The sequence below is a fragment of the Pantoea sp. X-Soil-TKNS-1211 genome (assembly GCF_059730495.1).
In genome coordinates, this window is the sequence record NZ_AP035953.1 from 3,542,795 (window position 1) to 3,563,436 (window position 20,642).

The following is a 20,642-nucleotide window of genomic DNA, read 5'->3' on the forward strand; positions in this document are numbered from 1 at the left end:
GCTTCCTTATTTCATTTCATCATCAATGTTGACCGTCAACCGTTGGCTGTCGCGCAACTGACGAAACCAGTGAGCCGACTTTTTCATCCGCCGCTGGCGTTGGTTATCCAGGTCAATCTCAATTAAGCCGTAGCGGTTTTTAAACGCGTTCATTGGCGAGACGTTATCGGTGAAGGCCCACAGCATATAACCCTGGCAGTTGCTACCCGCCTCGCTGGCACGCACCGCCTGGTACAGATGCTCGGCAATAAAGGCGATGCGGTAGTCGTCCTGAATTTCGCCCTGCGCATCTTTAAAACGCGCTTCGTTTTCAATGCCCATGCCGCTTTCCGCCACAAACCACGGCAGGTTGCCGTACTCCTCCTTCATACGCATCGCCATGTCATAGATGATGCGCGGCTGAATCTCCCAGCCGCGTGAAGTATTCATGCGGCGGCCTGGCAGCTCGAAATGTTCGTAGTAATACGCCGGATGGAATGGCGTCTCCGGGTGCCACGCCCGCGACGGCGCTTTAACCCGGTGCGGATAGTAGAGATTCAGCCCTACCTCATCGACGGTGTTGGCGGCAATGATGGACAGCTCCTCGGGTGTCACCTCCCATTGCACCTGATGTTTTTCCAGCAACTGCACCAGTTCAACGGGATATTCTCCTTTGATCGCCGGGTCGAGAAATACCCGGTTGTAGAACAGGTCATAGATCTTCGCCGCTTTAACATCATGCGCCGCCGACGAACGCGGATAAGTGACTTCCGGGTTGAGGATGGTGCCTACCGTCCCGGCATAACCCTGCTGGCGGAACAGCTGCACCACCTTCGCCGTGGCGAGATTTTTATGGTGATTCCACTGCATCCATTTGTGGGTGTTCTGCTCATATGGCCAGCGCAACGCATCCAGATAGACGCGGGTCTGCACCACAATCGGCTCGTTGAAGACAAACCAGCGCGTCACTTTTCCGGCGTAACGGGCAAATACCTGAGCGGCATAGCGGGTAAACAGTTCCACCACATGCTTCGATTGCCAGCCACCGTACTGCTCCAGCAACTGCACCGGGAGTTCGTAATGTTCAAGGCACAGCATCAGTTCGATGCCATTGCGCTGCATTTCATCAATCAGTTGGTCGTAATATGCCGCGTATTCCTCATCCACCGCCGCGTTTTCGTAATCGGTGAGAAAACGTGACCAGTTGATCGACGTACGATAATGCGTCAGACCGGCCGCTTTCATCAGTGCCACATCTTCACGGAAACGATTGATAAAATCCGTCGCCACCGCCGGACCGTAACCGTTGTGCCAGACATGGCGGTCGTGGGTATACCAGGCATCCAGATACGAATCCTGCCCCGGTTTCTTGCCGCTCCAACCCTCGGTTTGCCACGCCGATGCTGCCGCGCCCAGAATGAAGCCGTCCGGCAACGGGATGTTGTAGGTACTCATGCTTGCTCCTTAATTTTGCGCCAGTTCCGGTTGCAGATTTTTCGCTTCCGCCGCCTCGGCACGGCGCGCCGCCACCTTCACGAACGGCAGGTAAATCAATACCGACACGCAGATACAGATGATTTGCGTCACCACCGCGCCCATCGAACCGGCGGTGGAAAGCCAGGCGTTGATGATCGGGGGCGTGGTCCAGGGCACCATCACCACCGCTTTCCCGGCAAACCCCATCACCGTGGCGAAATAGCCAATCGAGCCGGTTACCAGCGGGGTGATGATGAAGGGAATAGCAAGAATCGGGTTGAGCATAATCGGCATACCAAAGATCACCGGCTCGTTGATGTTAAACAGCCCCGGTCCGAACGACAGCTTGGCAATTTCGCGCATCTCTTTACGCTTGGTTGCCAGCATCACCGCCGTCAGCAAACCGATGGTTAAGCCGGAACCGCCGATGCTCATATACACATCCCAGAATGGCATGGTGATGATATTCGGCACTTCTTTGCCCTGCTCAAAGGCGTTCATATTCACCAGAATCGCCCCCAGCAACAGCGGTTCGCGAATCGGTTTAATCATCTGGTTGCCGTGGATGCCAATCACCCAAAATAGCTGGGCGACAAACATCAGCAACAGAATGCCCCACAGGCTTTGCACCACCGATTCCAGCGGCTGCTGTACCACCTTGTAGACTGCGTCATACAAGTACATGCCGGAGACCTGATGGAAGATAAAGCCAAAGGTGGCGACCAGCGTCACGGTGATGATCGACGGGATCAGTGCGGAAAAAGAGGCCGAGACGTTGGGTGGCACGGTATCCGGCATTTTTATTTTCAGCCGTTCCACATTCTCCAGGCGGCAGTAGATCTCCACCGACAAGATGGCGATAAACATGCCAAGGAACAGACTTTTGGTATCGGAGAACTGTTTCGCCAGCACATCGGTGACCAGATGCATCTGACCATCCACCAACATCTGGATAGTCGTAGGCGTAACCGAGATAAAGCAGATAATCGCCAGCAAGCCGGGAAACAGGGTTTTGATACCGTTGATACGCCCGAGTTCGATACCAATCAGGAACACCGCGCCGATGTTGAGAAAGCTTAGCGTGGCGTAGTTGATGCTGCTGGTGATCGGTTTCAGATCGGCGAGGAACGCCAGTGCCTGAAAGCTGGCGAGGCCGTTTTTCGCATCCAGCACCATGTTGGAGATCAGTACCGAAAACGCGCCGACGATGATCACCGGCATCAGGGTAATGAACGAGGCTTTGATCGCCATGATATAACGGTAGCTATTGAAACGTGTGGCAAAGCTACCCAGAGAATCGATAAGACGGTCCTGTAGAGACATTGGGTCAACCCTCAGCGGTTTGAATGGAGCATTCCTGTGTAGTGCGTCAGCTTCCGTGCCTGTGGCATACCAAAATGGCGATCATTGCGTTTTCTTTCTGTGATCCTGCTCGCGGAACTTCTTTTTGGTATTCCGGTAGCATAAAAAATATGAATTTGGCATACCAATAAGCGAGGCGAGTATGGATTTTGAACAAACGATGATGGAGCTGCTGATCAATGCCGGTGAAGCCCGATCGCAAGCGATGATGGCGATCCAACAGGCACGCAAAGGGGATTGGGCGGGTGCGGATGCCGCGCTGGCCGCGTCTGATGAGGCCGCGAAAGCCGCACATAAGATCCAGACCGCGCTGATTGGGGCAGATGAAGGTTGTGGCAAAGTGCCGGTGACGTTGATTCTGGTGCATGCGCAGGATCATCTGATGACCGCGATGCTGTGCCGGGATCTGGCGGGGGAATTAGTCTTATTGCGCAAAGAACTGCTCAGTTCGTAGCGGCGCGATTTATCGCGCGGCTTTTTCTGTCGTCGCGCACGAAATTGCGCGATAAATCGCGCCGCTACGGTTGGGGAGTTACAGTTCCAGCGCCAGCAGCTCCTGGATAGTCTGCGCACGGCGGATCTCGCGTGCTGCGCCGTTTTCAAACAGCACTTCCGGGATCAGCGGACGGCTGTTGTAGTTCGATGACATCGACGCGCCATAAGCTCCGGTATCATGGAACACCAGATAATCACCGACCTGCGCCGCAGGCAGCGCGCGGGTTTCCACTTTGCCACCTTCCAACTGGGTAAACACATCACCCGACTCGCACAGCGGACCGGCAATCACGCTCTCCACCGTCTGGCTTTCGTTCACCGTGCGGCCATCGGCAGGCAGCAGCGAAATATGGTGGTAGCTGCCGTACATCGCCGGACGCATCAGATCGCTGAAACCGGCATCCACCAGCACAAAGTGGCGGCTGCCCATCTCTTTCACCGCACGCACCTGAGACACCAGCACGCCAGACTCCGCCACCAGGAAACGACCCGGTTCAATCTCCAGTTTAACCGGATGACCAAGATGTGCCGCAATACGCTCACGCGCGCCGTTCCACAGACCGTAATAATGGTCAGTATCGATCGCTTCTTCGCCCACACGGTAAGGGATCGACAAACCGCCACCGGCAGAAATCGCCTCCAGATCCTGACCGAAGCTCACCACCTGATCCACCATCGCATCACACACCTGTTGCAGGTGGCCGTAATCCACACCGGAACCAATATGCATATGCAGGCCGACGAGGCGCAGACCGTGCTGCTGAATCGCCGCCAGCGCCTGAGGCAAATCACTGTGCCAGATGCCGTGTTTGCTGTTCTCGCCGCCGGTGTTGGTTTTCTGGCTATGGCCGTGACCAAACCCGGGGTTAATACGCAACCATACCGCGTGACCAGCCGACACCGCGCCGAGCTGATGCAGCATATCAACTGAACCGGCATTGACCGGGACGTTCAGTTCGGCGATGCGCGCGAGAGTTGGCTGGTCCAGCACATCGGCGGTGAACACGATATCTTCGCCGCCCGGCTGATAACCCGCTGCCAGCGCACGCTCGATTTCGCCCAGCGAGACGGAGTCAACCTTCACGCCCGCCGCACGCATCAGGCGCAGAATATGAATATTTGAGCAGGCTTTCTGAGCGAAACGCACTACGTCGAACTGGTTCAACTGGGCAATGCGTTGTTGAATGACGCTGGCATCATAAGCCCAGAATGGGCCGCTGTAACGCTGCGCCAACGGCAGAAGATTGGCGGCAGTCAACGCGGTTTCGGTGTTATTCAGTGGACGAGGCATAGCAATTCTCCTGTGACATTAACGCTATTTAGCCACAGCCATTCCATGCAGAAAAATATCTGTTTTAGCAGCAGCTATGCAAATATGATATGGATTAAACGGAGGGGATGATGGCAAAGATTAACTGGCGACATATCGAAATTTTTCATGCGGTGATGACCAGCGGCAACCTGACACAGGCGGCCACGCTGCTGCATACTTCGCAGCCCACCGTGAGCCGCGAGCTGGCGCGGCTGGAACAGCAGCTTGGCCTGCAACTGTTTGAGCGCGTGCGTGGCCGTTTACAACCCACGGTGCAGGGTTTGCGCCTGTTTGAAGAAGTGCAGCGTTCGTGGTACGGGCTAGATCGCATCATGGATGCCGCCGACGGTCTGCGTCAGTTCCGCCAGGGCGAACTCTCCATCGCCTGCCTGCCGGTGTTTTCCCAGTCGCTGCTACCGCCGCTGTGCCAGCCGTTTTTGCAGCGTTATCCTCAGGTCAGTATGAACATCATTCCACAGGAGTCGCCGCTACTGGAAGAATGGCTGTCGGCGCAGCGTTACGATCTTGGCCTGACGGAAACCCAGCACGCCCCGGCAGGCACCGAACGCGTTGCGCTGCTGACCAGTGATGAGGTCTGCGTACTGCCCCCCCAGCATCCGCTGTGCCAGCGCGCGGAGTTGACGCCGCAGGATTTCCACGGCGAGAACTATGTCAGCCTGTCGCGCAGCGACAGCTATCGCCAGCTACTGGATTCGCTGTTTCATGAACAAGGGGTGGAACGACGGCTGGTGCTGGAGACGCACAGCGCCGCGTCGGTGTGCTCAATGGTGCGTGCGGGGGTGGGAGTTTCGATTGTCAATCCGCTGACGGCGCTGGATTACGCCGACAGTGGTGTGGTGATGCGCCGCTTCAGCATTGCGGTGCCGTTCACCATCAGCCTGGTACGACCGCAGCATCGCCCGGCCTCTGCGCTGGTGGACCACTTCTGCGACCATTTACAACAACAGGTCGCCGCGTTCCCCCAGCGCATCGCCGAGCGTCTGGCTTAAGCGCGCACCGCCTCGCCCTGTCCGCCTGATTTACGGAAGGTAATCAGACAGACAATCAGACCGATCGCTGCCAGCGCCGCTGCGGCAACCGGCACCGAGGTCAGGCCGTAGCCTTTATCGATCACCGCACCACCGACCCAGGCTCCGAGCGCATTGCCGACGTTAAACGCGGAGATGTTCAGCGTCGACACCAGATTGGGGGCATCTTTGCCGTGGCGTACCACGTTGATTTGCAGCCCCGGAACCGTGGCAAAAGTCGCCATCGCCCACAGGAACAGCGTAATCTCGGCCAGCCACAGCGCATGGCTGGTCCAGCTAAACAGCAGCGAGAACAGCGCAATCAGTGAGAAGCTGAGGATCAGGCTAAAGGAGACTTTCCAGTCGGCCAGCTTGCCGCCCAGGATGTTACCCACCGTCAAGCCAGCGCCAATCAGGAACAGCGTCCAGCTAACGCCACGATCGCTAATGCCGGTGACCTGCAACAGTAGCGGCGCGATATAGCTGAACAGCGCGAACATGGCAGCGGCAAAGCACACCGTCATCAGCAGCGACAGCCACAGCTTACCGTTCGCCAGCGCGCTGACTTCACTCGCCAGATGCACCGGTTTCTCTTCTTTGTTGGTCGGCAGGCTGACGATTAACGCGGCAAACGCCAGGATGCCGATAATCGCCACACCCCAGAAGGTGGCGCGCCAACCGAACATCTGACCAAACCAGGTCCCTAACGGCACGCCGAGCACGTTAGCCAGCGTCAGACCGGTGAACATCAGGGCGACAGCCGATGCCTGACGACTCGGCGCAACCAGACTGGCTGCCACCACCGAACCGATACCAAAAAACGCACCGTGGCACAGCGCGGTGACAATACGCGCCATCATCAGCAGATCGTAGCTGTAGGCCAGCGCACACAATACGTTGCCGATGATAAAGATGCTCATCAGCAACACCAGAGTACGCTTACGCGGCAGTTTGGCGGTCAGCAGCGCCATAATCGGCGCACCGATGGCGACGCCCAGCGCATAGCCACTGATCAGCCACCCCGCAGATGGAATCGACACCTGGAGATCGCCCGCCACTTCCGGTAGCAATCCCATGATGACAAATTCCGTGGTGCCGATGGCGAACGCACTCAGCGCCAGCGCCAGTAATGCAACAGGCATAACACACTCTCCCAATAACGATAATTTTGCAGGCGGGCCACGCCACGAATGTGGAATGGTTACAGCGGACGCTTATAAATTTTTGAACTGCGTCACATTGAGTATTAAAGCATAGCCACCTTCCGGCATACACCCCGACAGCGGCAAGGATATTTTGCCGCCACCGCAATAATTGTTCACATCTGTGAATGGCACTTTTGCAATTAGTCCTTTTCCCATTTCTCTCACGGAGCTGATTTTTCACGCTATTCTTGAACACTGGTTGTGATCACCCTCTCATTTTGACGGCGATCCGGCTCTTAAAGGAAATTTACGCGTTGCCGATACCCCAATGGATTGCCTGGTAATGTCTCGTCATTCTTCAAAGGGGATAGCGTATGCGATGGCTCATGGCCTTAACGATCGGCTGCCTGAGTGGCTGTTCTGTCGGACACTACGAGTACAGTAAAGAAGCAGAAAAACGGGTCGATATGACCTTCACCGGGATCCCGACGGTGCTGGGTGTCGGTTCGCTGGGCACCATTATTCCGCTCACCCCTGAGTACAGCCTGACGGCGGCCCATGTGGCGAAATATTCGTTGTATCGGGTCAAGGCCTGGCACCCGGAATGTGATCTCGCCGTGGTTTATCACAAAAATGGCGAAACTGACCTGCCTCCGCATTTCCGCAATGGCCGGATTGGTGACGACGTCAATCTGTACGGTTACAGCTTTATCACCGCGCTGCCGGTGGCTTCCAATGGCCAGAATTTGATTAATACCACGCTGGTGAATGACTGGAATAAAGCCAGTTGCGTGGTGGTTGCCGCTAATGCCGGTGTGGTAAAAGGCATGTCCGGTGGCGCAGTGTATAACGCCAGCGACAATACTCTGGCCGGGGTTATCGTGGGTTATAGCAGCCGGATTAACGATAATCAAAGCGGGAAGACGTTGTATAAGGATGTGGCGCTGTATGTGCCTTATGGACGCTTCCAGAAGTGGTTAGATGGGGTGATGAAGTCGTAGCGCTGCGATATTGCGCGATAAATCGCGCCGCTACAGCATGTGCGGCGCGTTTTTTACCTGTTATGCCGGCACCCACGGTCCCTGTAATTTCACCTGTGGGAAACCGCTGGTCAGAATACGCAACTCCGCGTCGCGCGGCGTGTTATCGCCCTGCCCCTGGATGCTGACGATATCCTGCGGGCAGGCAGAGAACGCCACAAAACAATCCATCTCGGCGCGCAGCACAATGTAATCACCCGGTTGGGTCACCACTGGCAGCGTCTTCAGGGTGATGCCGTCCGGCTGCACCTGAATATTCATAAAAATGTTGAACGACGCCAGATTGCCGTGCGGTAGTGTGACTCCCAGCTCCGCCAGACCTTCATGCAGATTGTCGTGGCAGTTGCGGTGCGGCTCGGTGCAACCCAGCAATTCATAACGGCGCGCATCGCAGGCCGCCATAAAAGTATCGTGCACGCCAGGCGAGGTGTCCGCCACCAGCGTCAGAATCGGGTGACGCTGGCTGGTGATAAAGCTATCACCCACCTTTGGATTAAGGCGCTGATTCCAGACCCGCGTCGCTTCCATACACATATACTCGCTCACGTCTTCCGCGTTGTAAGCCCAGCAATCTACCACCTGAGTGCCATGCAGGTTAATCACCTGAACCGCTTCACCCTTGTTAAGACGTACCGCTTTACCGTAGCGCGCCGGAATGGTGAAGGTGGCGCGTTGCTGATATTCAGCCGACATATTACTCTCCAGATTAGTGCTGCATGCCACGACGATAGCGCGTCATGCGGGATTCAAGACAACGTGCCAGCCAGTCGATCAAACTGTTCAGCAGCCAGTAGCAGAGCGCTACCGTCAGGTAGATCTCCAACGGCGCGTAAGTAGCAGAAATCGCCTGTTTGGCGGCGTACATAAACTCCTGCACCGAGACAATCGACAGCAGCGCTGAGTCTTTAATCAAACCAATAGTTAAACCGACCAGCGGCGATAACATTTGAGGCAACGTTTGCGGCAGCACCACATCACGCAACTGCTCGCCACGGCTGAGGCCCAGCACACGACAGGCCTCCCACTGTCCTTTCGGCAGCGCGACAATCGCGGCGCGGATCACCTGTGCGATGTAAGGAGCGTAGTAAAGCGTTAACGCCAGCACCCCAACCACCGGTGAAGAAAGGGTGATGTCATATTCCGGCAGCACGAAATAGAGCAGATAAATCACCACCAGCAACGGCAGCGCCAGGGTTAACCCGCTGTAGAGATTGAGCATTCGCAGCCAGAACGGTGACGCGCGCATCAGCATCCACGCCATCAGTGCCCCCCACATCAGGGAGCACAGTGCCGCCACCGCGCACAATTGCAGGGTGGCTACCATACCGTCACCTAACGACGGTAATGAGGTCATAATCGCCTGCCAATCCATTATGCCAGCCTCCGTTTTGCTTCCAGCCGCCGTGCCGCGCTAATCAACGGCAAAGCAATCAACAGATACCCCGCCGCCACCAGTAACAACACCTGAGTCGCATCATAGGTGCGGGCGATCACAATCTGACCGGCATAGGTCAGCTCCGTCAGCGCCACCACCGAGGCCAGTGGCGTGGTTTTCAGCAAAATGGTGAATTCATTCACCAGCATTGGCAGGCTGGCGCGCATTACCTGGGGATTGATGACATACCACCAGGTTAGCGCGCGGCTTAACCCCAGCGTCCGGGCGGCCTCCAGCTGACCGCGTGTCACCAGACTGCGGTTGACGCGCAGGATTTCCGCCACATACGCGCCACTGTTCAGACCTATCGCCACCACAGCTGCAAGCATCGGCTGACCACCCAGCCCCAGGCGCGGTAGCGTAAAAAACACCACAAACAGCTGAACAATGGCCGGGGTGCCACGCATCAGGCTCACGTAGAGACGACCAATAAAGCGCCAGATCCAGGCACGACGCAGTTGCAGGAAGCAGCCAAGCTGCCCCATCACTACGCTCACCATTGACGCCAGTACCGTCAGTACCAGTGTCATCAGCAGGCCGTGCCCCAATTCCGGCAGCGCGGCGATTACCTGTTGATCCAGCCCCATTGCTTACTCCGCGCTAAAGTCCGTCAGGTTTTCCGCCACTGACAACCGCAGTGGCGCAGGTTTGTCATTCCCCTCGATGCCGGTATTACAAGCGGAAACGATGAAACGCGTATCCATCACCACTCGGCAGGTAATGCTGTCACCCGGCTGGGTGAGGTTGGGTTCCGGCAGGATGTCACCTTCACGCGTCAGTTTGACATGCATAAATAGGTTGATCGGGTCCGGCAATTTCGGCACCGTCATGCCCAGACGCGCCATTTCGCCGTTGACCGCTTCGATGCAGCCTTCACCGCCGTAGCCACGCTCCGCCAGAAACGCGGTGGTGGAGCCGGGCAGCAGCAGGTCATGACGTTTGACGCTGTCTTTACCCAACACCATCATCGGACGGCGGCGGTTGTTAACCAGACGCATGCCGGAACCCAGCAGGTAGCTGTTGCTGAATACGCGGGTGTGATGCACCGACAACCACACTGCCGGGTCTTGCAGGCTAAAACCGAACAACGATGCCACCGCTCCTTCTCCCAGCGCGGTGATACGCAGCAACTGACCACGCAGCACCCGAATCGACGCCACGCCACCCGCAGCGACCTCAATCGGTGCCGCCAACGTGCGTACCGCAGTTTCTTGATAATTTTCACGCATTAACAGCATGCGGGTTCTCCTCGGCGGGGTAGTGATCGCTAACGCGAATATCGATGGGCGTCACCTGCAAACCATTGCCCGGAATGATGTCCTGCGGGCAGGAAGAGACCGAGCAAATCAGGTCACACAGCGCTTCAAAGGTGATGCTGTCGCCCGCTTTACTGTGTGGGTCAGTGACTTCCATACGTCCATCGGCGGTGACCGGGCCGTTCTGGAACAGGTTGAACGGCTCCGGTAAGCTGAAGTAGGTCACGCCAAACGCTTTCATGCCCTCCAGCAGGTTATCCACGCAGTTGCGATGACCTTCTACGCCGAAATCGACGCTGAAACGGGTACGGTCACAGGCCGGGACGTTGGCATCGTGAATGCCGATGGTATCGGCGACGATGCGCAACAGTGGGCGGTTTTCACTCGACCACAGCGCATCACCCGGTTTAAAGAACAACGAGCGCAGATGCTGGCGGGTATGTACCGGCGACAGCTTTTCGTGCAGGTCGTTGGCATTGACCGCGACAAAATCCGCGGCCTGCTGCCCTTCGCTATCAATGACGGTAATAAACTGCCCTTTACGCACACGGAAGGTTTTGCCGTGGCCCGCCGGGACCGTCAGGGTTGATTGACACATAATTACTCCTGAGGAATGAAATCGCTGGCCGGGACGGTAAAAGTGGTGCCGAGGTACTGCTGTTGCAGTTTGGTCAGCTCGCCATCTTTCTGCATCGCCAGAATGTGGTCGCTGAGGGCTTTGTTCAGACTGCCGTCCTCTTTACGCGTAGCCCATCCCATCCACTGCGACGGCCCCACTTCACCTACCTGCGCCACTTTGCTCGGGTACTTCTTCACCACCGGTGCCAGTACTGAGATATCGTCGTAAACGAAATCGGCGCGTTTGGTCATCAGGGTGCTGACGGTTTGATCAAGTGAATCGACGCTGATGATGGTGATCGGTTTCTTACCGGCCTTTTTCAGCTCGTCGTTAAAACCCTTCAACAATTGCTCCGGCACACTGGCGGTTTTCACCGCACCACGCAGACCGGATAGGCTTTCCGGGCTGAGGGTTTTGCCGCTGAAGGTTTTGGCTTCATCTTCACGCACCAGCACACCATTGACGGTTTTGCTGTAAGGCACGGTGAACAGCACTTTTTTCGCCCGTTCGGCGGTGACGTTGAGGGAGGAGCCTTCGGCGTTAAAGGAGCCGGAAATCAGGCCCGGCAAAATGCCGCTGAAGGCGGTTTTCTGAAACTCCAGTTTCACGCCGAGATCTTTGGCGAAGGATTGCATGATCGCCACGCTATAGCCGGTGATCGCGCCGCTGTCGTCGGTGTATTCATACGGAGGAAATGTCGGGTCGATGCCGACAGTGATTTTGCCGCTGCTTTTGATGTCGGCCAGCGTATCGGCTTGCGCCTGTGCCAGCGATCCAACAGATAAAAGTGCGGCGATGAGCCAAGCGGTTTTTTTCATTATGGTGTTTCCCTGGTGTTGGTGAAATGTCTTTTTCTTCTGAGCATATTTTGTGCCAGATTTTTCACACACCATGCGAACCAGGGACGGGAAAGTCACTTTTCCCTGTACAATCATAAAGAAACAAATGTTTCTTTGCTTTGATTTATTGTTTCTAGTTTTTCACTGATATAAGAAACTCACTACATATATAGCACCATTTTGGTGCAATGGCTGGCGCAACCTGCGCCAGCACGGGGCATTATTCGAGTTCGTCGAGGGATTGATGCAGCGCTTCAACCTGCGCAAGGTAGTCGTTACTGGCTTTGCCCATCTCGCGTGCGACCAGGGAGCATAGCAAGTTGCAGACGCCGGAGAGCGCGGCGGTACTGTCAAAAATCAGGCTGCTATCGGTGTGGCAACGTACCACCCATTGAGCATGGCGTGCCGGTTTACCGGACAGCACATCGGCCAGATACAGCATTGGCACCTGACGCTCCGCCAGCGCATTCATCGCCGCCTCTAACGCTGGCATACGGCGGCGCAGGCCTACACAAATCACCACATCCTGCTGATTGAGGGAGGCCAGATGCTCCGCCAGCGAATCGCCGGGGCGCGGCAGCAGGCGCACGTCAGGATGAACATGGATCAGGTCGCGATAGATCAGCTGCGCAATGGTCTGACTGTGACGCCAGCCCATCACCACCACACGCCGTGCGCAGGCGATGGCGCTGACCGCCTCCTGCAACTGGCTGCTCTCCAACGTGCGATAGCTGTTCACCAGGTTGGCGATCTCTTTTTCCAGATGCTGCTGCATGATGCTGTCGAGCGGTGAAGCGCTGGGGGCGGCCTGCAAGTAAAGCGGTGAGCCGCTGCTCTGCATATCGCGCGCCTGGCGACGGGCGGCTTCGTAGCTCTCATAACCGAGGTGGCGGAAAAAACGCGTAGTGGTGGCTTTGGAAACTCCGGCGCTGTGCGCCAGTTCAGTGGCGGTGTTCATGGCGAGCTGGCCTGGGGCAGCCAGCAGTACGTCGGCCAACCGTTGTTCATGGCTGGAGAGTTGCTCCCAGTGCTGACGAATCCGGCCTTCCAACGATGCCGTTTTTGCACTCATGGTGAATCCCTGAAAATAAAAAAACCATCCTGCACAGAGCGTGCCGGGTTGTCATCTGGATTTTATTGGCAAAAAAAAAGGCCGCCCCGAAAGGCGACCCATTTTAGCCGAAACGGCGCGATTATTTACCTGACGGACGCAGAGCCGGGAACAGGATCACGTCACGAATGGTGTGGCTGTTGGTAAACAACATCACCATACGGTCGATACCAATACCCAGACCCGCGGTCGGTGGCAGGCCATGTTCCAGCGCGGTGACGTAGTCTTCGTCGTAGAACATCGCTTCGTCATCACCGGCATCTTTAGCATTGACCTGTTGCAGGAAACGCTCCGCCTGATCTTCCGCATCATTCAGCTCGGAGAAACCGTTACCGATTTCACGACCGCCGATGAAGAATTCAAAGCGGTCGGTGATTTCCGGGTTCTCGTCGTTACGACGTGCCAGTGGTGACACTTCTGCCGGATATTCGGTGATGAAGGTCGGCTGAATCAGATGCGCTTCGGCAGTCTCTTCGAAAATCTCCGTCACCACACGGCCCAGACCCCAGCTCTTCTCGACTTTGATGTGCAGGGCGTTGGCAATCGCCACCGCTTTGTCGAAATCATCCAGATCCGCCAGATCGGTTTCCGGGCGGTACTTTTTGATCGCTTCGCGCATGGTGAGTTTTTCGAACGGCTTACCGAAATCGAAGGTGTTGTCACCGTACGGGACTTCAGTGGTGCCCAGAACGTCCTGCGCCAGAGTGCGGAACAGGCTTTCGGTCAGCTCGATCAGATCTTTGTAATCTGCATACGCCATATAGAGTTCCATCATGGTGAACTCTGGATTGTGACGCGGAGAGATGCCTTCGTTGCGGAAGTTACGGTTGATCTCAAACACGCGATCAAAACCGCCAACCACCAGACGCTTCAGATACAGCTCCGGCGCAATACGCAGGTACATATCGATGTCGAGCGCATTGTGATGGGTGATAAACGGGCGGGCTGACGCGCCACCCGGGATCACCTGCATCATCGGGGTTTCCACTTCCATAAAATCGCGACCGACCATGAACTGGCGAATACCGGCCATGATTTTTGAACGCACCTGGAAGGTGTGACGCGATTCGTCGTTGGCAATCAGATCCAGGTAACGCTGGCGGTAACGGGTTTCCTGATCGGCCAGGCCGTGGAATTTGTCCGGCAGCGGGCGCAGCGCTTTGGTCAGCAGGCGCAGTTCAGAACAGTGGATCGACAGCTCGCCGGTTTTGGTTTTGAACAACTTACCGCGCGCGCCGAGGATATCGCCGAGATCCCACTTTTTGAATTGCTCGTTGTAGACACCTTCCGCCAGGTCATCACGCGCCACGTACAACTGAATGCGGCCACCGACGTCCTGTAACGTGATGAATGACGCTTTGCCCATGATACGGCGAGTCATCATACGGCCAGCAACACTCACCTCGATGCCGAGATCTTCCAGCTCTTCGTTGCTTTTCTCGTCGTAGCTGGCGTGCAGCTGATCGGAGGTGGTGTCACGGCGGAAATCGTTAGGAAACGCCACGCCGGTTTCACGCAGCGCGCTGAGTTTTTCGCGACGCGTTTTCAGTTCGTTATTTAACTCAAGTGCGGCATCGGCGCTCTGCGGTTGTTGTTCAGACATGTCGGTTCCTTATAGCCCTGCTTTTAAACTTGCTTCAATAAAACGATCGAGATCGCCATCCAACACCGCCTGGGTGTTGCGCGTTTCTACGCCAGTGCGCAGATCTTTGATGCGCGAATCATCAAGAACGTATGAACGGATCTGGCTGCCCCAGCCGATGTCAGATTTGTTATCTTCCGCCGCCTGTTTCTCAGCATTTTTCTTCTGCATCTCAAGCTCATACAGCTTCGCTTTCATCTGCTTCATGGCCTGATCTTTGTTCTTATGCTGCGAACGGTCGTTCTGACACTGGGTCACGGTGCCGGTGGGAATGTGGGTGATACGCACCGCAGATTCCGTACGGTTAACGTGCTGACCACCCGCGCCCGAAGCACGGTAAACGTCAATACGCAGATCCGCCGGGTTGATTTCGATATCAATATCGTCATCCACTTCCGGGTAGATAAAGGCAGAACTGAAGGAGGTGTGGCGGCGACCACCGGAGTCAAACGGACTCTTACGCACCAGGCGATGTACGCCGGTTTCGGTACGCAACCAACCGAAAGCATATTCGCCAGAAACGCGAATGGTGGCAGATTTCAGACCGGCCACTTCACCTTCTGACTCTTCAATAATCTCGGTTTTGAAACCTTTGGCTTCCGCCCAACGCAGGTACATGCGCATCAGCATGCTGGCCCAGTCCTGCGCTTCGGTGCCGCCGGAACCGGCTTGCAGATCGATATAGCAGTCGGCGCTGTCGTATTCGCCGGAGAACATACGACGGAATTCCAGTTCACCCAGCTTGGTTTCCAGCACGTCCAGCTCGGCAATGGTGTCGTTGAAGGTCTCTTCGTCGTCGGCTTCAACTGCCAGCTCCAGCAGACCCTGCACATCTTCCAGCCCCTGATACATCTGGTCCAGGGTACCGACGATGATTTCTAACGACGAACGCTCTTTACCCAGCGCTTGTGCACGCTCAGGTTCGTTCCAAACGTCAGGTTGTTCCAGCTCGGCGTTTACTTCTTCGAGACGTTCTTTCTTGGCATCGTAGTCAAAGATACCCCCTAAGAACGTCGCTGCGCTCGGTGAGGTCCTGAATACGGTTTTTGACCGGGTTGATTTCAAACATGGCTTTTCAGTCTTTTTTGACGATTCGTGAGAGGAGAAAAATCTAACGCGCTAGTCTAACCGAAAGCGCGCTTTTTTTATAGCCTCTGTGGCCGCTTATGCCAGCGCCCACAGATGGTCGATAATCAGCTGCACCGAACGGTTGCCGCGATACTCGTTAATGTCCAGCTTGTAGGCCAGTTCAACCTGACGCACGCTGCTGTCCGGCCATAAGGTCGTATCGACATTAAAAGCGATCCCATCCAACAACGGACCACCACCGATCGGCTCCACCATCACTTTCAGATGACGTTCACCCACCAGCCGTTGTTGCAGCAGTTTAAAGCGACCATCAAATACCGGCTCAGGGAATGCCTGGCCCCACGGACCTGCTTCACGCAGCAGCTCGGCGGTTTGCAGCGAAAACTCCTGCGCGCGCAATTCGCCATCGGACCAGATCACCCCCTGCAACGCTTCGCCAGCCAGCCATTCATCGATCAACGCGGCAAAACGCTGACGAAACTCGTCATAACGGGCTTCTTCCAGCGATAAACCTGCCGCCATCGCGTGACCGCCAAATTTGATCATCATGCCAGGAAACAGGGTATCGAGCCGTTCCAGCGCATCTCGCAAATGCAGCCCGGCAATCGAGCGACCTGACCCCTTCAGCGTACCGTCACCTGCCGGGGCGAAAGCGATCACCGGACGGTGGAAGCGCTCCTTCAGGCGTGAAGCCAGAATCCCCACCACGCCCTGATGCCATTCGGGATGATAAAACGCCAGACCGAGCGGCAAATCGGCGTGCTGTCGCTCCAGCGCATCACACAACGCCAGGGCTTCGCTTTTCATGCCCTGCTCGATCTCTTTGCGCGTCTGATTCAACGCGTCCAGCTCGTTTGCCAGCATGCGCGCTTCGGTGATGTCTTCGGTCAGCAACAAGGCGACCCCCACCGACATATCATCCAAACGCCCGGCCGCGTTGAGGCGCGGACCGATCGCGAAGCCTAAATCGCTCGCTACCAACTGCCGTGCATCACGATTGGCAATTTCCAGCAAGGCACGAATACCCGCACGGCATTTCCCGGCGCGGATGCGACTTAAGCCCTGCCACACCAGAATACGGTTGTTGGCATCGAGCGGCACCACGTCAGCCACAGTGCCCAGCGCCACCAAATCAAGCCATTCCGCCAGATTCGGTTCCGCACGGCCATCACTAAACCAGTTTTGCGTCCGTAGATAGGCGCGCAGCGCCAACATCAGATAGAAGGCAACGCCCACGCCTGCCAGCGCCCGTGAGGGAAAATCGCTGTCGTTCAGATTCGGGTTAACAATGGCTTCGGCGGCAGGCAACGTTTCACCCGGCAGATGGTGATCGGTGACCAGCACCGGAATGCCATGCTGATGTGCCGTATCAACACCCGCATGCGATGAGATACCGTTATCCACCGTGAGGATCATCTCGGCACCGCGCGCCCGCGCCTGCTCCACCACTTCCGGGCTGAGGCCATAGCCATCTTCGAAACGGTTGGGCACCAGGTAATCAATGTTGCCGCCGAGGCTGCGCAGCGCCAGTACCGTTAATGCGGTACTGGTAGCGCCATCGGCATCAAAATCCCCCACCACCACAATACGCCGACCATCACGCAGCATCTGATACAGCAGCGTAACGGCGGCATCAATGCCGCCCAACGTTTGCCACGGCAGCAGATGTTTCGCACCTCGTTCGAGTTCCGCAGCATCGCGTACGCCGCGTTGCAGGTAGAGCCGACGCAGCAGCGGCGGCAAATCACCAGGTAAGGTATCGTCGGCATGAAATTCACGCCGACGCAGTTCAACAGAATGGGTCACTGTGGATTAACCGCCACTTTTCTGGCTATCGAGCGCCTGCTTCAGCTCCTGCGGTCCCTGATAGCCAGGGATCATCATGCCGCTGTCAGTCAGGATAGCCGGGGTGCCCTGGATACCGAACAGGATGCCCAGTTTATATTGCTGGTCGAGGTCGATTTTGCAGGTCGCCGGAGCATCCATCTGTGGTGCATTGCCTTTCATCGCTTCATCAAACTGTTTGTTACGATCGGCACTGCACCAGATAGCTCTCATCGCTTTTTCTACCTGCCCATGCAGGCCTTCACGCGGGAACGCCAGGTAACGCACGGTGATGCCCAGTGCGTTGTAGTCAGCCATCTGCTCATGCAGCTTGCGGCAATAGCCGCAGGTGATATCGGTAAAAACGGTGATCACATGTTGTTCTTTCGGCGCTTTGTAGATAATCATCTGTGGTTCCAGCGCTTTGACTTTGGTCTCCAGCAACTGGTTGGTGACGTTCACCGGCTGTGCGCCGCTGACATCGTACAACGGCCCCTGAATCATATGTTTACCATCTTCGGTGACGTACAATACGCCACTCTCCGTCAGCACGGTTTTGATGCCAGGCAGCGGTGACGGTTGAATTTCCGTCTGTTGCAGGCCTAATTTTTTCAAAGCCTGCTGGATAGCGCTGTCATCGGCATGCACCAGCCCGGAGAAAGTGCTGACCAGCAGAGCCAGCATCGTTAACTGTTTTTTCATCTCATTTCCTTGTTGCCGCGAATCAGGCGCGCGGATGATGCTGTTGATGTAACAATCGCAAGCGCTCGGTGGCAACGTGCGTATAAATTTGGGTAGTGGAAAGGTCGCTGTGACCTAACAACATCTGTACGACGCGCAAATCGGCACCATGGTTCAATAGATGTGTCGCAAAAGCGTGGCGCAACACATGCGGCGACAGTTTTTCGCTGTCGATTCCGGCCAGCAAAGCGTAGTGCTTAATACGGTGCCAGAACGTTTGACGCGTCATCTTTTGCGCGCGATTGCTGGGGAAGAGCACATCCAGCGTCTGGCCATTGAGCAACCACGGACGGCCATGCGTCATATAATGCTCAATCCAGTAAATCGCTTCTTCACCCATCGGCACAAGCCGTTCTTTGTTGCCTTTACCAATCACCCGCACCACCCCCTGACGCAGGCTGACATCACTCAACGTCAGACCCACCAGCTCAGAAACACGCAGGCCGGTGGCGTAAAGTAATTCCAGCATCGCTTTGTCGCGCAGTTCGAGTGGAACCTCAATCGAGGGAGCCTGTAACAGGCGTTCCACCTGGCTTTCGCTCAGATCCTTCGGTAAACGCTGCGGCAGTTTTGGGGCGGAAAGCAGTGCGCTGGGATCATCACTGCGCAGCTTTTCGCGATACAGATACTGAAACAACCGACGGATGGCGCTCAGGGTACGAGCCGAACTGGTGGCTTTGTAACCCCCTTCTACCCGCTCCGCCAGAAACTGCTGCAAATCGAGCGCTTCCAGCGTCAGTAGCGTGCGCTCATGGTGATGCAGCCAACCGGTGAGGGTTTGCAGATCCTGACGATAAGATGCGAGGGTATTTTGTGCCAGATTGCGCTCAATCCAGAGCGTATCCAGAAACTGTTCGATCAGGTCGCTGTCTGTCACTTTCTCCCTCCAGCCGGTATGAAATCGTGCTCATTATGCCTGAAAAGCACCTGCTTCTGGTACAATTGCGCCAGAGTCAGTTTCAGACAGAGCATTAATTGCATGAATATCGGCCTGTTTTACGGTTCAAGTACCTGCTACACCGAAATGACTGCGGAGAAGATCCGCGACTTTATTGGCGAAGAATTAGTCACCCTGCACAATCTGAAAGATGACGATCCAGCACTGATGGAGCAGTACGATTTGCTGATCCTTGGTATCCCTACCTGGGATTTTGGTGAGTTACAGGAAGATTGGGAAGCGATTTGGCCGCAGATTCCGGCGCTGAATCTGCGCGGGAAGATCGTCGCGCTATATGGTATGGGCGATATGATCGGCTACAGCGAATGGTTTCTCGACGCGCTGGGCATGCTGCATGAACTGTTGCAGCCGATGGGCGTGCAGTTCGTTGGCTACTGGCCGCTGGAAGGCTACGAATTTACCAGCCCGAAACCCTTAACCGCCGATGGCAAACAATTTGTTGGTCTGGCGCTCGATGATGTGAACCAGTTCGAACTGAGTGATGAACGTATCGAACAGTGGTGTGAACAGATTCTGACGGAAACCGCCGCCCTGCTTTAAGGCGTAATGCTTGCTCACGTAGCGGCGTGATTTATCGCGCGTATTTTTGCCATCGTAAAAGTCAAAAGAGCGCGATAAATCGCGCCGCTACGGGCTTAAGCAGCAGGCGCGCAATCTGCGCCAGCTGCCTTCTGGCATGTTGTCATACATCAGCCATAACCGCCTGCGCTGCCCCTGCTCGTTACGCAGCACCAGCAACACGCCGAACGGCAACCATTCTGGCGTACGCACATTGCACCAGCGCATATTATCCCACTGCCAGATACCCTGTTGATCCAGTGAGAGTGGCCCGCAGCGCTGTTGCAGCTGGCGTTGGTGACGCCAGCCCTCTGCCAGCAACAGTAACAGCAACGGAACTTTGCTCCAGCGCCACATTTCCGGCCACGGCAGGCAAACCACCAACAAACAGCAGAACAGTAGCATCAGCGCCTGTATTATCCGGGCGCTGCGCGAGGGATGCAGCTTACATCGCCACCGGACCGCGTTCACGATTACGCTGCTGAATCAGTTTCACCATGCGTTGGAACTCGGGGTCGACCGGTTCACCGTGGTTCATCATCCAGTTGAATAAATCCGGATCATCGCTTTTCAGCAGCGCCACAAACACCTGTTTGTCGGCATCAGTCAGCGAATCATACTCATATTTGAAAAACGGCATGATGGCGATGTCCAGCTCCAGCATGCCACGACGGCACGCCCATTGGACGCGGGCTTTGTCATGAATATCCATGTCTCTTATTCCACAGCGGCA

The 20,642-nt window shown here is 56.0% G+C and carries 22 protein-coding genes; 4 read left to right on the forward strand and 18 right to left on the reverse strand.

From position 1 onward, the window contains the following. Window positions 1-6: 6 nt before the first annotated feature. Both AC6I8W_RS16710 and AC6I8W_RS16715 read right to left on the reverse strand, forming a co-directional pair. Window positions 7-1,434, reverse strand: coding sequence for a glycoside hydrolase family 1 protein (locus AC6I8W_RS16710; protein ID WP_497835901.1), 1,428 nt, complete (start codon window positions 1,432-1,434; stop codon window positions 7-9). 9 nt (window positions 1,435-1,443) lie between these two features. Further along, window positions 1,444-2,778: a PTS sugar transporter subunit IIC gene (locus AC6I8W_RS16715; RefSeq protein ID WP_497835902.1), complete on the reverse strand. Its 1,335-nt coding sequence runs from the start codon at window positions 2,776-2,778 to the stop codon at window positions 1,444-1,446. Between the two features lie 181 nt (window positions 2,779-2,959). Here AC6I8W_RS16715 and AC6I8W_RS16720 point away from each other — a divergent pair, with 181 nt between their 5' ends. Continuing rightward, window positions 2,960-3,271 carry a PTS lactose/cellobiose transporter subunit IIA gene (locus tag AC6I8W_RS16720; protein ID WP_497835903.1) on the forward strand — a complete coding sequence of 104 codons (312 nt, stop codon included), beginning with the start codon at window positions 2,960-2,962 and terminating at the stop codon, window positions 3,269-3,271. A gap of 78 nt (window positions 3,272-3,349) precedes the next feature. Here the strand turns inward: AC6I8W_RS16720 and lysA are convergent, their stop codons facing one another. Then, on the reverse strand, window positions 3,350-4,603 hold the full coding sequence (gene lysA / locus AC6I8W_RS16725) for a diaminopimelate decarboxylase (RefSeq protein ID WP_497835904.1): 1,254 nt from the start codon (window positions 4,601-4,603) through the stop codon (window positions 3,350-3,352). 110 nt (window positions 4,604-4,713) lie between these two features. On the opposite strand from lysA, the gene AC6I8W_RS16730 reads away from it, so the two are divergent. Further along, window positions 4,714-5,634, forward strand: coding sequence for a LysR family transcriptional regulator (locus AC6I8W_RS16730; RefSeq protein WP_497838215.1), 921 nt, complete (start codon window positions 4,714-4,716; stop codon window positions 5,632-5,634). Here the strand turns inward: AC6I8W_RS16730 and AC6I8W_RS16735 are convergent. Next, window positions 5,631-6,794 (reverse strand): MFS transporter, encoded by a 1,164-nt coding sequence (locus AC6I8W_RS16735; RefSeq protein WP_497835905.1) that lies wholly within the window; start codon window positions 6,792-6,794, stop codon window positions 5,631-5,633. The two genes, AC6I8W_RS16730 and AC6I8W_RS16735, sit on opposite strands and share 4 nt — an antisense overlap. Window positions 6,795-7,171: 377 nt before the next feature. On the opposite strand from AC6I8W_RS16735, the gene AC6I8W_RS16740 reads away from it, so the two are divergent. After that, on the forward strand, window positions 7,172-7,798 hold the full coding sequence (locus AC6I8W_RS16740) for a serine protease (protein WP_497835906.1): 627 nt from the start codon (window positions 7,172-7,174) through the stop codon (window positions 7,796-7,798). Between the two features lie 60 nt (window positions 7,799-7,858). Here AC6I8W_RS16740 and AC6I8W_RS16745 read toward each other — a convergent pair whose 3' ends face one another. From AC6I8W_RS16745 to xerD, 12 genes are all read right to left on the reverse strand, one after another. Beyond that, on the reverse strand, window positions 7,859-8,530 hold the full coding sequence (locus AC6I8W_RS16745) for a DUF1989 domain-containing protein (protein ID WP_497835907.1): 672 nt from the start codon (window positions 8,528-8,530) through the stop codon (window positions 7,859-7,861). A gap of 13 nt (window positions 8,531-8,543) precedes the next feature. After that, window positions 8,544-9,209, reverse strand: coding sequence for an amino acid ABC transporter permease (locus AC6I8W_RS16750; RefSeq protein ID WP_497835908.1), 666 nt, complete (start codon window positions 9,207-9,209; stop codon window positions 8,544-8,546). Further along, window positions 9,209-9,859, reverse strand: a complete 651-nt coding sequence (locus AC6I8W_RS16755; RefSeq protein ID WP_415175252.1) for an amino acid ABC transporter permease — start codon at window positions 9,857-9,859, stop codon at window positions 9,209-9,211. The genes AC6I8W_RS16750 and AC6I8W_RS16755 overlap by 1 nt, the downstream gene beginning before the upstream one ends. 3 nt (window positions 9,860-9,862) lie before the next feature. Continuing rightward, window positions 9,863-10,510 carry an urea carboxylase-associated family protein gene (locus tag AC6I8W_RS16760; RefSeq protein WP_497835909.1) on the reverse strand — a complete coding sequence of 216 codons (648 nt, stop codon included), beginning with the start codon at window positions 10,508-10,510 and terminating at the stop codon, window positions 9,863-9,865. After that, on the reverse strand, window positions 10,494-11,126 hold the full coding sequence (locus AC6I8W_RS16765) for a DUF1989 domain-containing protein (RefSeq protein ID WP_497835910.1): 633 nt from the start codon (window positions 11,124-11,126) through the stop codon (window positions 10,494-10,496). Before AC6I8W_RS16765 ends, AC6I8W_RS16760 begins: the two co-directional genes overlap by 17 nt. A 2-nt stretch (window positions 11,127-11,128) precedes the next feature. Beyond that, the gene (locus tag AC6I8W_RS16770) at window positions 11,129-11,965 is read right to left on the reverse strand and encodes a transporter substrate-binding domain-containing protein (protein ID WP_013510318.1); all 837 of its coding nucleotides are present in this window, start codon (window positions 11,963-11,965) and stop codon (window positions 11,129-11,131) included. A 241-nt stretch (window positions 11,966-12,206) separates the two neighbouring features. Beyond that, window positions 12,207-13,058 (reverse strand): MurR/RpiR family transcriptional regulator, encoded by an 852-nt coding sequence (locus AC6I8W_RS16775; protein ID WP_497835911.1) that lies wholly within the window; start codon window positions 13,056-13,058, stop codon window positions 12,207-12,209. 121 nt (window positions 13,059-13,179) lie between these two features. Continuing rightward, window positions 13,180-14,700, reverse strand: a complete 1,521-nt coding sequence (gene lysS / locus AC6I8W_RS16780; protein WP_497835912.1) for a lysine--tRNA ligase — start codon at window positions 14,698-14,700, stop codon at window positions 13,180-13,182. Window positions 14,701-14,709: 9 nt separating this feature from the next. Then, window positions 14,710-15,808 (reverse strand): peptide chain release factor 2 gene (gene prfB / locus AC6I8W_RS16785; RefSeq protein WP_152521887.1). Its coding sequence is split into 2 segments (ribosomal slippage): window positions 14,710-15,732 and window positions 15,734-15,808, totalling 1,098 coding nucleotides; the frame shifts between segments, so codons are not numbered across the junction. Between the two features lie 95 nt (window positions 15,809-15,903). Then, window positions 15,904-17,634 (reverse strand): single-stranded-DNA-specific exonuclease RecJ, encoded by a 1,731-nt coding sequence (recJ, locus tag AC6I8W_RS16790; RefSeq protein WP_497835913.1) that lies wholly within the window; start codon window positions 17,632-17,634, stop codon window positions 15,904-15,906. A gap of 6 nt (window positions 17,635-17,640) precedes the next feature. Then, complete coding sequence (dsbC, locus tag AC6I8W_RS16795) at window positions 17,641-18,354, reverse strand: bifunctional protein-disulfide isomerase/oxidoreductase DsbC (RefSeq protein WP_497835914.1); 714 nt, start codon at window positions 18,352-18,354, stop codon at window positions 17,641-17,643. Between the two features lie 22 nt (window positions 18,355-18,376). Then, window positions 18,377-19,270: a site-specific tyrosine recombinase XerD gene (gene xerD, locus AC6I8W_RS16800; RefSeq protein ID WP_497835915.1), complete on the reverse strand. Its 894-nt coding sequence runs from the start codon at window positions 19,268-19,270 to the stop codon at window positions 18,377-18,379. A gap of 102 nt (window positions 19,271-19,372) precedes the next feature. Here xerD and fldB point away from each other — a divergent pair, with 102 nt between their 5' ends. Then, window positions 19,373-19,891 (forward strand): flavodoxin FldB, encoded by a 519-nt coding sequence (gene fldB, locus AC6I8W_RS16805; protein ID WP_021184617.1) that lies wholly within the window; start codon window positions 19,373-19,375, stop codon window positions 19,889-19,891. An 87-nt stretch (window positions 19,892-19,978) separates the two neighbouring features. Here fldB and AC6I8W_RS16810 read toward each other — a convergent pair whose 3' ends face one another. After that, entirely contained in the window at window positions 19,979-20,314 is a 336-nt protein-coding gene (locus AC6I8W_RS16810; protein WP_497835916.1) for a protein YgfX, read from the reverse strand. 40 nt (window positions 20,315-20,354) lie between these two features. After that, window positions 20,355-20,621 (reverse strand): FAD assembly factor SdhE, encoded by a 267-nt coding sequence (sdhE, locus tag AC6I8W_RS16815; RefSeq protein WP_013510327.1) that lies wholly within the window; start codon window positions 20,619-20,621, stop codon window positions 20,355-20,357. Window positions 20,622-20,642 lie beyond the last annotated feature (21 nt).